Raw genomic sequence first — 14,900 nt, 5'->3', positions numbered from 1 at the left:
AGTCAAAACTTATTCACATTCTGCAAGCTAGGCCTGTGGGTAAAATCTCGCTACCCACCCTCAACAATCCGCACAACTAACGTCTTTTGCTGGCTTTCCTGATCCAAATGCAGTGTTGCAACCGGACGAACCTCACTACGCATATATTGATCCAAAAGCATCTGAACTGCCTGCTCATAATCACCGCGAATCTCAAATGGTTCCAAAACCGCAAAAGCGTTAGCATTATCCCAAATCAATGCCACATCGGCAGCCTGCGACCATTGCTCAAGCGTCTGACGGATATTCTGCCCTTCCAACGCACGCCATTGCCCCTCCTCAACTACATCAACCTGTTCCGTACCGGACGCTGGCTCGAAATCCACCACCGGAATAGGAGTATTAACCGGCACACGACCCCCGTTCCACACAATAATCTCCTCAGGTTTTTCAAAGACCGGTGGCAAAACGTCTAAAACCGGCGCTTCTTTTGCAGAAACCGTATTTTCAGCCGCTAGCACCTCTTCAACCAGAGGATCTTTAAACGAAGAAGGCACAAGCAAAATAGGCTCATCTTCAGAAACTGATACTCCCCCACCGATATGATCAGACATGCGAACCACCAAAGGCTCATAAGGCTCACCCTGAACCTCTGCAACAGCATTCCCTTTATTTAAATCGCCGGAAAGAGCCCCCCTCCGAACCTCAGATGACCTGGCAACGCTCTCATCAGGAATCTCCCGTGACACATCAAACTCCAATACCTCTTGTGCAGGCTCGTCCTCCACTACCACCATCAAACGGTCCTGACTTGGCGGGTCAAAATACGGGTCACCCGGTTGAGGGACCTGAGCTATAGCAGAATCATACACCGGCACCACAAGCTCGAGTTTAGGCTCATTCTGGACTACAGGTTGCTTAAATTGCTCCTGTGCGCTGGAATCCTCCGGTTTTGAAGAGTTCAGCGTCTGAGAATCATTCAAAATGGAAACCGAATCACGCAGCGGTGGCAAAAACTGAAATCCAGCCTGAATCACAGACTGCGCAACCTGCTCTGACGAATATGGATCAACCGTCAACGGGTTCGCCAGCGCCCCGCCACTCATGACCATCCCCATTAAAAGAACTGTTCCACAAACCTGAGTACGCATAATTGAAAATCCCTATAAAATTGTAAATTTACGAATCAGCCTAATGTAACACCATCGATATAACAAGCCCACCAACTCGACCAAACAGCTTTTATCGCTTAGAGCTATGAGTTTTCTTCATTCCGATGAAGCTTTTGCGCCAACGCCGCTTCCAAGAACCGATCAAGCCCCCCATCCAACACGGCCGCAGATTGTGAAGTTTCAACCCCCGTGCGCAAATCCTTAATCATTTGATACGGATGCAAAACATAAGAGCGAATTTGATGCCCCCACCCAATATCGGTTTTTTCTCCATGTTCTGCCGCGGCCTGTTCTTCGCGCTTATGCAACTCCGCTTCATAAAGTTTGGCCTTAAGCAGTGCCATTGCATTGGCACGGTTCTGGTGTTGTGAGCGCTCACTCTGTACCGCTGCGACAATCCCTGTCGGTATATGCGTAATACGAACCGCAGAATCCGTAGTGTTAACATGTTGGCCACCTGCTCCACTGCTACGATACGTATCGATACGTAAATCATTTTCCTCAACCTCAATATCGATGTCATCATCAATCACCGGCGAGACCGCAACCGAGGCAAAACTTGTATGCCGCCGCGCATTCGAATCAAACGGTGAAATCCGCACCAAACGATGCACCCCCGTTTCTGTCTTCAGCCAGCCGTAAGCCTGATCGCCTTCAATTTTCAAAGTAGCCGACTTAATTCCGGCCTCTTCCCCATCACTCATTTCCAAAACACAAACCTTATATCCGCGCCCTTCTGCCCAACGCGTATACATCCGCAGAATCATATTAGCCCAATCCTGCGCCTCTGTCCCGCCGGCCCCGGCATTGACCTGCAAATACGCGTCATTGCTGTCAGCCTCACCCGAAAGCAAGCTCTGTAACTGGCGGCGTTCAACCGTCGCTTTCATCACCTCCAAAGCCTGCTCAGCCTCAGCCACAACAGCCTCATCACCCTCTTCTTCCCCAAGAGCGATCAATTCAACATTATCACTTAAAGATTGCTCCAACGCCCGCACATTGGAAATCTGATCATCCAGCCGATTACGCTCGCGCATAACTTTCTGAGCCTTGTCAGCATCATTCCAAATATCCGGGTTTTCACTTAAAGCATTAAGTTCATCGAGACGCAAAACAGAAACATCCCAGTCAAAGATGCCTCCTCAGCAAAGCCAGAGCCATTTCAATGTCTCTTACAATGCTTTCAGTTTCAGCCTTCAAGTTAAACCCCTTAAAATCGAACGCTCCACCAAAGAGCTACCTAAGCTGCCACAGCCTGCGACATCGCACCGGCAGAAGCCTGTTCCATTAAAAACTGCGCCACCGCTGCTGTAAAGTCTCCGCGTGTATCTTCATCACAGCGCCCGCTCATCACAGCGCCACTTTGCACCAATGCATCATCAACCCAAACCGCACCCTGAACCTCCAGCATCTCACGCACCCCCTCAGGTCCACTCACACGCACGCCGCCGCCGCATTCAGCAAAAGCCAGTAATTCCAAAGCATCATGGAAAAATATAACCGTCTTACCCGCCTCAACAAAGCCGCGAATAAATCGCCGCGTATGCGCTGTCATTTTAAGCTTGTCAAGACTGCGCTGACCACCAGGCACCAGCAACACATCAAAATCAACCGCCAAGGCCCGACTCAAAACCTGATCGGAAGCAAAATTCAGCCCCCAGCTTTCCTGCCCGTCATCATCATTCCAGCTACTCACCAATCCTGCATCCATACTCACAATGCGAATCTGCACACCAAAATTTAAAATCTCCTTTTGCGTCAAGGTCAGGTCCTTCTCAGAAAACCCATTAGCAACGAGCACAGCAATTTTTTGACCACGCAGATATTGGCTCATTCAAAAACTCCTTAATTTATAAGCATTTAACGTTTTGATTCTTTTAAGAAAATCGAAAAACCGGGCAGACATCTTTACAAAAGATGTATCGACACACCGGAATTTTGCCACTTTATTTATCGTCTGACACCAAAGAGTCAAGTTTTTATTCCCCACGCCAAAAAACCCACCAGAAAAAATCCTCTGGAAAAGCAATCCCAAAGCCCTAAACACGCTTTACAATACGGAATAAGGGCTTTAAAAGCATAAGTATTATTAAAAAGCATGCTTTCAATACTGGTTTAAGGAGCACATAAATGAACACGCTGCGCAATATGATTTTAACCGCTGGCCTGCTGGCACTGGGGGGAACGACGTCCGCCTGCACTGCCTTCACAAGCTTCAGCGAAGTAGAGGCCTTAAATGACGCCCAAGCCGTGGGCAGCCCGTTCACCCAGGCCCTTGCCGAAGAATATCGACGATTCGCCAACAGCGAACTTAAAGACATGTTCGACTACCCTGACGCACTACACTTTGCGCGCAAAGGTCTGGCGGCAGCCTCCGGCGAAAATGTTTTGCCCGAACCAGTTGTTGACTGGAACCTGAGCGAAGAACATATCCGCGAACTCAGCGCTGCGCGCGGGCGTTTGATCGTCGCATATGATCTTGGCGGACGCGAAGTTGCTCCCGAAATCGCCGCCAAAGCACAGGCAAAATACGACTGCTGGATTGAAGGACAGGAAGAAGCATGGCAAGATTCAGATGGAATGGCTTGCAAGGATGAATTCCTGAAACATATCAGTCGACTCGAAGGCATGATTCAGCCGCCACCCGCCGCTCCAGCCCCTGAGATAACCGCCGACACAGGTGCGTTTGACATTGACCCTAACGCCCCTATGGCAGTCGAAAACGCTATGTATCTGGTCTTCTTTAACTGGGATTCATCGGATCTCGGCTCAGGAGCACTTAACGTTCTCGACGCCGTCGCTAATGAAATCTCTAAAAACCCGCCTGCAACAATCAATGTTGTTGGACACACTGATACATCAGGCTCTCAGAAATATAACCAACGTCTGGCATTCAAACGCGCCAACAATGTTAAGGATGCCTTGGTACAACGTGGCGTTGACCCGGCCCTGATTTTGGTCGACGCCAAAGGCGAAACAGAGCTATTGGTTGAAACACCGGACAATATCCGCGAACCGGCAAACCGCCGTGTGAATATCTCTTTCAACTAAAAGAGTAATCGCATAAAATCAGAGCCGAAGCATAGCCTGCCTGTGCTTCGGCTTTTTATAGCGCTCACAATAGTCGCTTGAATTTCTCTTCTGACAAGACGCAAGCGACGACAAATAGAAAACCTATTTCAGAAGCTAAGCAACGCTGTCAGAAGATAAAGACAAGGCTACTATTTATGGATTTTAGACCTGTTCTATACATTCAAGGTATTTTACTTTCCATCCTGTCTATCGGCATGATCATTCCAATGCTCGCAGATATGTATTGGGGCAACCCTGATTGGAAAGTCTTTTTCCTATGTATCGTCATCACAGCTTTTTTCGGCGGATCTTTAATTCTGAGCAATGCCGGTCTCGAATTCACCATGAATCTACGCCAAGCCTTCATGATGACCTTCATGAGTTGGGTTGGCCTGTCCCTCTTCGCTTCCCTCCCCCTAACGCTTGCAGGACTAAACATGAGCTTCACGGATGCGTTTTTTGAAGCCGTCTCCGGCATCACCACCACCGGCTCCACAGTCATGACTGGCCTGGACACCGCCCCCCCCGGCATTCTGCTCTGGCGTTCAATTCTACAATGGCTAGGCGGCATTGGGATTGTCCTGATGGCCATGTCCGTCCTGCCAATGCTCAGCGTTGGTGGCATGCAAATTTTTCGAACCGAACTCTCAGAAAATGAAAAAGCCCTACCCCGTACAGCTCAACTCGCCAGCTCCATCGGCGCAATTTATGTCGGGCTAACCATGCTTTGTCTACTCACATATTTATTGGCAGGTATGGGAAAATTTGACGCCCTCAACCATGCTTTAACCACATTAGCAACCGGCGGATTCTCTACCTACGATGCCTCTATAGGGCACTTCCACAGCGACATAATAGAGTTACTCTGCTCCTTTTTTATGATCATTGCAGGGACCCCCTTTATCCTGTATTTAAAAGCCGTACGAGGCAACCTCAGGCCTCTATTTGTAAATTCACAAGTACGCACATTTTTGCTAATTCTCAGCCTTTCAATAGCGGCAACCACAACCTACCTAGTCATAACCCACGACATGAGTGTATACCGGGCATTTATAGGCGCTACATTTAACATGACTTCATTGATGACCGGCACAGGCTTTGCCAGCGAACATTACGACCAATGGGGCGGCTTCGTTATTGCCCTCACCTTCTTCCTCATGGCCATGGGCGCCTGCGCAGGATCAACCTCCTGCGGCATCAAAATCTTCCGTTTTGAGATTTTCCTATCTGTCATCCGTGTACAAATACAAAAGCTCCTGCATCCGCACGGCGCCTTTGTTGCCCACTACAATGGCAAACCCATCCCCGAAGATGTTCCGCTCTCAGTGATGAGCTTCCTCTTCCTCTACGCCATATGCTTCATCGCTCTCGCATTGGCGCTCTCTGCTCTAGGACTGGATTTCATAACATCGCTTTCCGGCGCCATGACCTCCATATCGAATGTAGGTCCTGGGCTGGGTGAAGTCATCGGACCATCAGGAAATTTTTCACCCCTCCCCGACAGTGCCAAATGGGTCTTAAGTGTCGGCATGCTGCTAGGACGCCTCGAAATCCTGGCCGCACTTATCCTGTTGCACCCGTCATTCTGGCGGCATTAATGCTTTTTAGCTGGCAGGAAACTTTTCACGCGCATAGCTATATTCCTGAGAACAAAATTCACAGCGCATGGAAATCCGACCATCTTCTGCCATGTAATCAAGATCTTCAACCGACATCATCGTTAACATGGTACAGACCTTCTCTTCACTGCACCGACAACCTTTAAAGACATTCACAGGCTGAAACACCCGTACATCTTCTTCATGAAATAACCGCGTCAGCAGCGCATTAGAATGCAAATTCGGATCAAGAAACTCATCTTCCGTACAGCTTTCCAGTAAAATCATCGCCCGACGCCAGTCATCCTCATCCATATTACCCTTGATTTCCGAATAACCATCACCATCTGGCATTTTTTGAAGCATCACACCACCAGCCCGCCAAACGCCGCCGCGCTGCCCCACGGCCATCTTAATCCCGCTGATAATCTGCTCGGATTGATTAAAATAATGCTGCACACAATCCACCAGCGAAGCCCCACGCAACTCGACAACCCCCTGATAACGCTCCGCCGCCTCACCCTGGTCAACTGTAAAAGCGACATAGCCCTTCCCCAGATATTGCGCCAAATGATTACGCGAAGTCTCTTCGGCCTTTAAGGCCAAGAGCTGCGCCCGCGCCTGCTCTAAACGCTCAGAATCAAAATGCGCACACCCTCGAATTTGCCCTTCCGATGTCATATCAGCCACTAGAAGACTCACCGGACCATCTCCCCTGATTTGCAAGGTAAATATCCCATCAAATTTCAGCATCGAAGAAAGCAAAAGCGTCACCGTTACCGTTTCGGCAACCAAATGCGCCACCGGATTTGGATAATCATGCGGCTCAAGAATATCATTCAACGCGCTGCCCAACCGCACAGCGCGCCCCCGCAATGACGAAACATCCAACTGAAAACTCTGTATAACATCGTCGTCTGCTTCATCAAAGGCGCCGGGCGCATCAAGGCACCCCTCTGAGATTAAATCATCCATCCCTTCATTATAGCACGAAAACACAGGGCTTTTACGACTTGATTTTATAACCCGTACGCAACATCCAAAGCGTCAGCATAGCCAAAGAAAAATTAATAACGATCAAAAGACTAATGCCAACCAGCGTATTTCCATCCGCCTGCCCAATAAACCCGGCGCGAAATCCGTCAATCATGTAAAAAAACGGATTATAATGCGCCAATCCTTGCCAAACCGGCGGCAAAGCCTCCACCGCATAAAATGTCCCTGATAAAAAGGTCAAAGGCGTTACAATAAAATTTGTCACCGCTGCAATATGATCAAATTTTTCCGACCAAATTCCGGCCGCCAGCCCCAAAGAACCAAGCATCATCGTACCCAAAACAGCATAGGCAATAATCAACCACCACGAACTCACAGAAATCGGTACAAAAAAACTCATCACCGTCCCACTCACCAGCCCGACAATTAACCCGCGAGCAACAGCACCCACGGTAAAACCAACATACATTTCAAAGCTCGACAATGGTGGCAACAATATATCAACAATGCTGCCCTGAACCTTGGAAATCACGATAGAGGACGACGTATTGGCAAACGCGTTTTGTACCATTGTCATCATAATCAACCCCGGAGCTAAAAACTCCAGAAACGGCACATCACCAACCCGACGTGCCACACCACCAAACGCCAGTGCAAAAATCGTATAAAATAACAACGTTGTAATAACCGGCGCAACCAATGTTTGCATATACACATTCATAAATCGGTCAACTTCACGCTTAATCAACGTCAAAAGACCGATAACATTGACAGTGTTGATATGAAGGGGTGTTAAGGACTCTGGCATTTTCATCATATTTTCGTTAAAATTCATACCATGTCACAAAATAATATTTCCAACACCAATAGCAAGCCACAAAACAACAAGCGCAAACGCCCAAAAAAAATTACCGAAACCTATCTCCACAATGCCGGACTATATTACCTTGAACGCTACGCCTCCAGCGCCGCGAACTTCCACGATGTCATGCTCCGCAAAGTCAAACGCTCCTGCATAACCCATGAAGATCAAGACTACACCCAGTGCACCGCATTGGTAGACCAACTGGTTAAAAAATTTATCCGCACAGGCCTGCTCGACGATGCCGTCTATACCCGCGCCATGGTCACATCCTTGCGTCGCCGCGGAAAATCCACCCGCGCCATCCACAGCGCCTTACGCGCCAAAGGGCTCGATTCCAGTCAAATCGAACAAACACTGGTCATAATAGATCAGGAATCGCACGAGAACCCAGCCGAAGCCGAGCGCCACGCCGCTCTCACATTTGCACGAAAAAAGCGCCTGGGACCCTGGCGCAGCGACAAAGAAATAAATTTTCAAAAAGAGCTCTCATGCATGGCCAGAGCCGGATTTTCTTATGATACGTCGCGAAGCGTTTTAGAAATAAGCGAAGACAATATCCCCTTCACATAAATACACATTATTCCGTCGCCTCAGACGCCTCCTTAACCGAAACACTAGCGGCCTCCCTCTTATCCCGAACAACACGCTCGGCAGGTAAAATAACCGTTGCCGTTGTCCCTATACCCTTTTTCGAAAACAGGTCAAACGAACCACCATGAAGCCCCACAAGCGCACCAACCAATGTCAGTCCAAGCCCCGTTCCCGAACCGCTGCGGCTCAAATCATTATCAACCTGCCCAAAAGGAGAAAGCGCCTTTTTAATCTCATATTCGTCAAGTCCAACCCCCGTATCCGTAATCGAAATATGCATATCACCTTCACGACTAAGCTGCGCACTCACCGTAATGCGCCCATCGTAGGGCGTAAACTTGACCGCGTTAGAAAGCAAGTTCAACAAAATCTGCTTCAAAGCAAGCTCTTCCACGATAATATTGGGCACACCTCCCAACGCCCGAGTGATATGCAAATGAGCATTTTCAATCTTAGTCTCAAGCAACTCGGCAACCGAATCAAAAACCGCTTCAATATTAACGACACTTTCATTCAACTGCCGGTCCCCGGCCTCAATTTTTGAAATATCCAGAATTTCGTTAATAACCTGCAACAACTTATGCCCGCTCTCATGAATATCACAGGCATATTCCCAATAAGGACGATGCTGAATCGTCCCACACACCTCATTCTTAATCATCTCAGAAAACCCGATAATTGAATTAAGCGGCGTACGCAATTCGTGGCTCATATTCGCCAAAAACTCGGACTTCGCGCGGTTCGCAAGGTCAGAATGCACTTTCGCTTCCTGAATAGCCAAATCAGAGTTTTTCCGACGGGTTATATCCTCAACACTTCCCTCAATAAATAAAAGCTGCCCGCTGTCATCAACAACGCCACGAATATTTTCATGAACCCAAATAATCTCCCCATCGCGCTTGTACATTTTAACCTCATGCGAAAGCGCCTCCGGCAAACTCGTAAGCCTGTCATAAACACTTTGACGCTTCGCCGTATCAACATAGACTTGCTCATTGGCATTTTTGACCCCACGAAGTAACTGCTCCGGACTATCATAGCCTAAAATCTTCGCCATCGCCGGATTGGCACTTAGATAAAGCCCGTCAGACGTCATCTGAAAAATCCCGCCAACAGCATTTTCAACGATAGAACGATACTTCTTCTCCGCATCGCTCAATGCCCGTTCAACCTTACGGCGCTCCTCAATATTGGTAAAAGTCCCAACAACAAAATCGTGACGGTGTCCCCCGTTTGTATTACGAGCAACAGCCTTCATAACCAGTTCCACAGCCTTAAAGGTACCATCAGCCACGCGGATTTGCGTAAAACTGCGTGCCTCATCCTTGCCCTCATACAAAACAGCCCGCAAACCACGCATTACCTCTTCACGATCCTGAGGATAAACAAGCTGCTCAAGATTCTGCCCCGTTGATTGCCCCACATCAAAACCGGTCACTTTCTCCCAGGCCCGGTTCAAAAAAACAATTCGCCCGTCACGATCAGCTTCAAAAATAATATCACCAATCGCATCAACAACCGCGCGGCTGCTCCGCTCCGCCGCCTCTACAGCATCCGCAAGACGTTCACGCTCTTCAACCTCAGCTTTCAGCTCAAAATTCTTCCGCGCCAAGGTATCATTCATTTTTTTAAGATTATAAGCCTGCTTCTGCCCATAATGAACGAAAAATGCCCCGGCAACCACCAGGAAAACAGCCAAAAAAGCAACCATATAGGGAAAGCCGCCCAACAACCTCACACGCTGCGAAACCTGGAAATCACTCGCAACCTCAAAATGACGGCCCGCAAAAGAAAATTCATAAACCTGACGTCCCCCCGTTGCAGATGTTGTCTCGGGATTACGGACAAACTCAAAAAGCACATTATTACTTTCAACATCTTGTATGCGCATAGATAGAACCTGCTGATGCCCTGTAGCCCAACCCTCATCATAAAGAGAGGCTACATCAACAACTGCCAGTAAAAATCCTTTACGCACCCCTCCCGCGCTCACAGATTTCATTAAAGCAAACGGACGGTAAGTGATTTTAGGATTCTGACTGCGGACATATTGCTCAAAGCCTCCAACGTTAGGCACCAAACGCAAATCACCAGAGACCTCAAGCTTCAAAAGAACTTTAAGCATCTCAGCATCCGGTTTAAGCTGGGGTCCACCATTAATTTCATTCTGCAACGTATTGCTTCGCAAATACGAAAACGTCCACTCTTTATCAGGGGTTTCATAAAACCAGACAATCTGGCTATAGGCCTCAAACGCTGAATGTTCTTGATTAATATAGCGGCTTAATCTGTCCTCTTTCATCTCAAAAGACAAAGCCATCATGGCCGCCAACCCCTTTAATGGTTCTGACAAACCACGAAAATCACTAACAATCTCTTCAACAAAATCCTGTGAAACGTGGACTTGCTCTTCCACTACAGCCCCGCGAACAACACTTTGCAACACCGTAAATGTGCTAAAAACTAGCACTAATCCCACAACTAAAAATACATAAAGGACAGCAGAATCGGAGCCTTTTCGCTGATGTTCAAAGCCGTTAATAGAACTATTTTGCTGCCCTTTAGGTTGCCCCTGCATGATGTAAACTCATTTGTAATTCGTGCATTATCCCCTTGCACACCCCCATAAAGATGCCTGAAAACCCTTAAAAAAATGCTAAAATACGAAACGTTCTAAAAAACCCTGAAAAACAAAGCTATAAGACAGGCCTGTTCTCTACATTTTTTCATTTGTGCACTGCTACGCTTTAATGTAACAATGGCAACAGCAAACCTGTGGCATTCACCATTTTGAAAAGGAATATCACCATGTCGCGACAAAATCCTTTTGCTGAGTTTTTCACCGCCAACGATTTTTCAAAATTTTTTGAAAATGCTCAATCGATGCCTTTTGACCTGCAAGGTTTCATGGAAACCCAGCGCAAAAACATGCAAGCCCTGTCCGATGCACAGCAAATCGCCATTGAAAACCTTCAGACAATTGCTCAACGCCAAAGTGCCATCATCTCAGAAATGGTTGAAGACAATGCACAAATCACCAAAGAATTGATGAGCGAAGGCACACCGGAAGAAAAAATCTCCCAAAACGCCGATCTGTTCAAAACACTCTATGAGCGCAGCGTCAAAAATATGAACGATATTGCTGAAATGATGAACAAATCTAATCAGGAAGCCAGCAGTATCATCAACAAACGCGTCAAGGCCACAATGAACGAAGTCAAAGCCGCAATGGACAAATCGCAGAAAAAAGCGGCCTAACTAACGCTTTATATATTTGCTTTCCCTACGAAAACAGGGAGCTTCTTCTCTCATGAACATAAACTATTCATAGATTGCAGTTGCCTTTTCTAAAGCGGCATCCGCACCATAACCTTTAAACCGCCATACTCACTGGCCTCAAGCCAAATCTTACCGCCATGCGCATGTATAATATCCATCGCAATCGGCAACCCCAAACCAACGCCGCCAGTTTCCGCGTTGCGTGAGCTATCAACCCGCATAAAGGGCTTAAACACCGCCTCATACTGATCCTCCGCCACCCCCGGCCCGTTATCCTCAATCACAATCTGTAACTTTTCGCCGTCTTTCCTGGCGCTCACCCAGATATGGTCCGCATACTTCCCTGCATTCGTTAACAAATTGCTGATCGCGCGCTCAAACGCAAGTGGCCGTACCACCAAACTCAATCCTCCTGCAACCATCAAATCCGTTTTTACTCCCTGATGTTTCATCTTCGCGACCAACCTCTCAAAAAATTCTGCCAACGAAACGGCCTCAAATTCCTCATCACCATCCCCGCGCACAAAATCGAGATACCCATGAATCATCCGCTCCATATCGGCAATATCTTGCTGCATATCAGCTTTATCCAGCCCTTCCTCCATCATCTCAACCTGCAGCTTCATCCGCGTCAATGGTGTGCGCAAATCATGAGACACACCGGCCAGCATCTCTGTGCGCTGCGAAACCTGACGCTCAATACGTCGGCGCATCTCCAAAAACGCATGACCAGCTTGGCGCACCTCTTTTGCCCCTTCCGGCTTAAAAAACGGCGCAGCGCGCCCCCGTCCAAATCTGTCCGCCGCCACCGCCAACTTGCGAATAGGCCGCACCTGATTACGCATAAACACCACCGCCACGACGAGCAGCAATAAAGACGCCCCTATCATCCACAACAAAAACACATAACCAGACGAAGAAAACAAGCGCCGCTGCGGCAAGGAAACACGCACCAGCCCATCCTCAAGCTGAATAAACACCTCAATCATCTTGTCGGCAAAGTTGGCATGAATAACAAACGGCTCAGAAATTTGCGTCGCCAGCTCCGCTGAAAGCTTTTGCGCCACAACGCTCTCCCATACTTGCACAACTGAAGATTCCTGTTTATCTGGCAACCGCCCATCGGGAATAAAACGAACATCCAAATCCAGATACCGCCCCGAATACGCAATAATATTTTCAATATCCCTAATTGTATCACCATTCTTAATCGTTGCCGTAATCACCGACAACTCACCCGAAACGGCAAAAGCCAGCCGTGTTGTCATTTTGCTCCAATGACGGTCAAAAAACACAAAACTGGTAATAATCTGGATCAACAACACCGGCGTGACCAAAATCATCAACGAACGTCCAAACAGGGTTCGCGGCAAAAACTTTTTAATAGGCAACCCTTCGCTCATTCCCTAAAGCTCCTCACTCCTAAGAACATACCCTTTACCGCGCACTGTTTGTAAATAGCGCGGTTTCTTGGTGTCGTTCTCAATTTTTCGCCTGAGCCGGGTTACCTGCACATCAATCGTGCGCTCCCCGGCATCCACGCCGCACGCGCGGGCCAACTCTTCGCGCGATAAGACCTCTCCTCCACGCGCGCCCAACGCCTTAAGCAGCTGCGCCTCTGCGCTTGTCAACCGCACAACATCACCGCCTGCGCTAAGCTCCTCATGCACCGGATCAAACACCCACGGCCCAATCTTTAGGCTTCGCTCCACGTGCACAGGCTTGGCTGTGCGCTTCAAAATCGCATTAAGACGCAACACCAATTCTCGCGGCTCAAAAGGCTTGGACAAATAATCATCCGCCCCCGCTTCCAGACCCGTAATCCGGTCTTCTGTTTCCCCCAGCGCTGTCAGTAACAAAATCGGCACTACCGAGCCGCTCTCCCGGTATCCAGCTGTAAATTCCAGCCCCGTCTTGCCCGGCATCATCACATCCACCACAAGCACATCCACCTCAAAGCTTTCAAGCAACGCCGTCGCCTCAAACGCATCTGCCGCCGCAATCACCACAAACCCTTGCTCACTCAAATACCGGCACAGCAAATCCCGAATGCGCCGGTCATCATCAACCACCAGAACATGCGGCCAAGCCTCATACGAACCGCCATCTTTCGGGTAATTTTCTTGCGAACTCTTGCTCATCATCATGAAGTGGTTTACAAATCCTGTTAGTTTACCGTAATTTATAGCCGAATTTAACGCGGAGTACACCTCAAATGGCTTTAATTCCTTACGATGATCGTGATGGCTTTATCTGGATGGATGGAAAAATGCTGCCTTGGCGCGAAGCCAAAATACACTATCTTACCCACGCTCTGCATTACGGCACACAAGTCTTTGAAGGTGAACGCGCCTATGACGGCCACATCTTCAAAAGCCGCGAGCATTCGCAGCGCCTGCATAACTCTGCCAAAATCATCTATATGGACATGCCGGTTTCCGTAGATGAACTCGAAAACATCAAGCAAGAAGTTCTTAAAGCCAACAACCTCGAAAACGCCTATATTCGTGCAGCAGCATGGCGCGGAGCGGAACAAATGGGCATCGACGTTGCCGGAACAAAAACCCATGTCGCCATCGCCGCCTGGGACTGGGGCAGCTATTTTGACCCGGCAATTCGTGAAAAAGGCATTTCCCTGAAAACGTCCACCTGGCGCAAACCCGCACCCAACACATCCCCCACCGCGGCTAAAACCGCTTCACTCTACAATCTAAGTTGCATGGTCAAGGTTGAAGTCAAAAAAGCCGGCTACACCGACGCCCTTATGCTTGATCACGAAGGCTATGTCGCAGAATCCACCGGCGCCAACCTCTTTGCCGTCAAAAATGGGCAAATCCACACCCCCATCGCTGATCGCTTCCTTAACGGCATCACCCGCCAAACTGTCATGTCATTGGCCCGCGAAAGAAACATCAGTGTAGAAGAACGCCGTATAAAGCCCGAAGAACTTGAATCTTTTGATGAAATTTTCCTCACCGGCACCGCTGCCGAAGTCACAGCCGTTGGTAAAATTGATGACATTACCTATAGCGTTGGCCCCATCACCCGCAAACTGCACGAAGCCTACGAAGACCTCATCCATGGCCGCACACAAGACGTAAAGCAAAGCGCATAAAACCTCGCTAAGGATACAAAGCGTCATTGCGAGCGCAAGCGAAGCAATCCACTTGTGCCACAGAGGGTATGAATTACCGCATCGCCTTGCCGCAACTTGCAATTACGGCCCCATAAAATCAGTATTACCCTTAAATAACAATGAATTAATGCTTTGTTAATCTTTCTTCTATACCATTTGCATAACGATAATAATTAAAACGACAAAAAGCTTAAAAATTAGCGGCGTTTAAA

Annotated in this window: 13 protein-coding genes; 5 read left to right on the top strand and 8 right to left on the bottom strand. The window is 48.3% G+C overall.

Annotation, left to right across the window (positions count from 1 at the left end; all coding sequences use genetic code 11):
- Nucleotides 1-50 precede the first annotated feature (50 nt).
- The 3 genes from H6859_02140 to H6859_02130 all read right to left on the bottom strand — a co-directional run bounded on the left by H6859_02140 (nucleotide 51) and on the right by H6859_02130 (nucleotide 2,985).
- Entirely contained in the window at nucleotides 51-1,130 is a 1,080-nt protein-coding gene (locus H6859_02140; protein USO06027.1) for a TcpQ domain-containing protein, read from the bottom strand.
- Nucleotides 1,131-1,234: 104 nt separating this feature from the next.
- A protein-coding gene (prfB, locus tag H6859_02135) for a peptide chain release factor 2 (protein ID USO06026.1) occupies nucleotides 1,235-2,351 on the bottom strand; the annotation gives its coding sequence in 2 pieces (ribosomal slippage) (nucleotides 1,235-2,281 and nucleotides 2,283-2,351; 1,116 coding nt in all).
- A gap of 40 nt (nucleotides 2,352-2,391) precedes the next feature.
- Nucleotides 2,392-2,985 carry a DJ-1/PfpI family protein gene (locus H6859_02130; GenBank protein ID USO06025.1) on the bottom strand — a complete coding sequence of 198 codons (594 nt, stop codon included), beginning with the start codon at nucleotides 2,983-2,985 and terminating at the stop codon, nucleotides 2,392-2,394.
- Nucleotides 2,986-3,281: 296 nt separating this feature from the next.
- Between H6859_02130 and H6859_02125 the strand changes: the two genes are divergently transcribed.
- Together H6859_02125 and H6859_02120 are read left to right on the top strand one after the other, a co-directional pair.
- Entirely contained in the window at nucleotides 3,282-4,202 is a 921-nt protein-coding gene (locus tag H6859_02125) for an OmpA family protein (GenBank protein ID USO06024.1), read from the top strand.
- 176 nt (nucleotides 4,203-4,378) lie between these two features.
- Nucleotides 4,379-5,821: a TrkH family potassium uptake protein gene (locus H6859_02120; protein ID USO06023.1), complete on the top strand. Its 1,443-nt coding sequence runs from the start codon at nucleotides 4,379-4,381 to the stop codon at nucleotides 5,819-5,821.
- Nucleotides 5,822-5,827: 6 nt separating this feature from the next.
- Here the strand turns inward: H6859_02120 and H6859_02115 are convergent, their stop codons facing one another.
- Together H6859_02115 and H6859_02110 are read right to left on the bottom strand one after the other, a co-directional pair.
- The gene (locus H6859_02115; protein ID USO06022.1) at nucleotides 5,828-6,796 is read right to left on the bottom strand and encodes an Hsp33 family molecular chaperone HslO; all 969 of its coding nucleotides are present in this window, start codon (nucleotides 6,794-6,796) and stop codon (nucleotides 5,828-5,830) included.
- 31 nt (nucleotides 6,797-6,827) lie between these two features.
- Nucleotides 6,828-7,631: an ABC transporter permease gene (locus H6859_02110; GenBank protein ID USO06660.1), complete on the bottom strand. Its 804-nt coding sequence runs from the start codon at nucleotides 7,629-7,631 to the stop codon at nucleotides 6,828-6,830.
- Nucleotides 7,632-7,655: 24 nt separating this feature from the next.
- Between H6859_02110 and H6859_02105 the strand changes: the two genes are divergently transcribed.
- Complete coding sequence (locus tag H6859_02105; protein USO06021.1) at nucleotides 7,656-8,252, top strand: regulatory protein RecX; 597 nt, start codon at nucleotides 7,656-7,658, stop codon at nucleotides 8,250-8,252.
- Nucleotides 8,253-8,259: 7 nt separating this feature from the next.
- On the opposite strand, the gene H6859_02100 is transcribed toward H6859_02105, so the two are convergent.
- Nucleotides 8,260-10,851 carry a PAS domain-containing sensor histidine kinase gene (locus H6859_02100; GenBank protein USO06020.1) on the bottom strand — a complete coding sequence of 864 codons (2,592 nt, stop codon included), beginning with the start codon at nucleotides 10,849-10,851 and terminating at the stop codon, nucleotides 8,260-8,262.
- A 230-nt stretch (nucleotides 10,852-11,081) separates the two neighbouring features.
- Between H6859_02100 and H6859_02095 the strand changes: the two genes are divergently transcribed.
- On the top strand, nucleotides 11,082-11,531 hold the full coding sequence (locus H6859_02095) for a phasin family protein (GenBank protein USO06019.1): 450 nt from the start codon (nucleotides 11,082-11,084) through the stop codon (nucleotides 11,529-11,531).
- 89 nt (nucleotides 11,532-11,620) lie between these two features.
- On the opposite strand, the gene H6859_02090 is transcribed toward H6859_02095, so the two are convergent.
- Together H6859_02090 and H6859_02085 are read right to left on the bottom strand one after the other, a co-directional pair.
- On the bottom strand, nucleotides 11,621-12,955 hold the full coding sequence (locus H6859_02090) for a HAMP domain-containing protein (protein ID USO06018.1): 1,335 nt from the start codon (nucleotides 12,953-12,955) through the stop codon (nucleotides 11,621-11,623).
- Nucleotides 12,956-12,958: 3 nt separating this feature from the next.
- Nucleotides 12,959-13,696: a response regulator gene (locus H6859_02085; protein USO06659.1), complete on the bottom strand. Its 738-nt coding sequence runs from the start codon at nucleotides 13,694-13,696 to the stop codon at nucleotides 12,959-12,961.
- A gap of 71 nt (nucleotides 13,697-13,767) precedes the next feature.
- On the opposite strand from H6859_02085, the gene H6859_02080 reads away from it, so the two are divergent.
- Nucleotides 13,768-14,667 (top strand): branched-chain amino acid aminotransferase, encoded by a 900-nt coding sequence (locus tag H6859_02080; GenBank protein USO06017.1) that lies wholly within the window; start codon nucleotides 13,768-13,770, stop codon nucleotides 14,665-14,667.
- The last annotated feature ends 233 nt before the right edge of the window (nucleotides 14,668-14,900 follow it).

The sequence above is a fragment of the Rhodospirillales bacterium genome, assembly GCA_023898785.1.
Lineage (GTDB): Bacteria > Pseudomonadota > Alphaproteobacteria > Micavibrionales > Micavibrionaceae > TMED27.
This window is presented reverse-complemented; position numbering and strand designations above follow the sequence as displayed.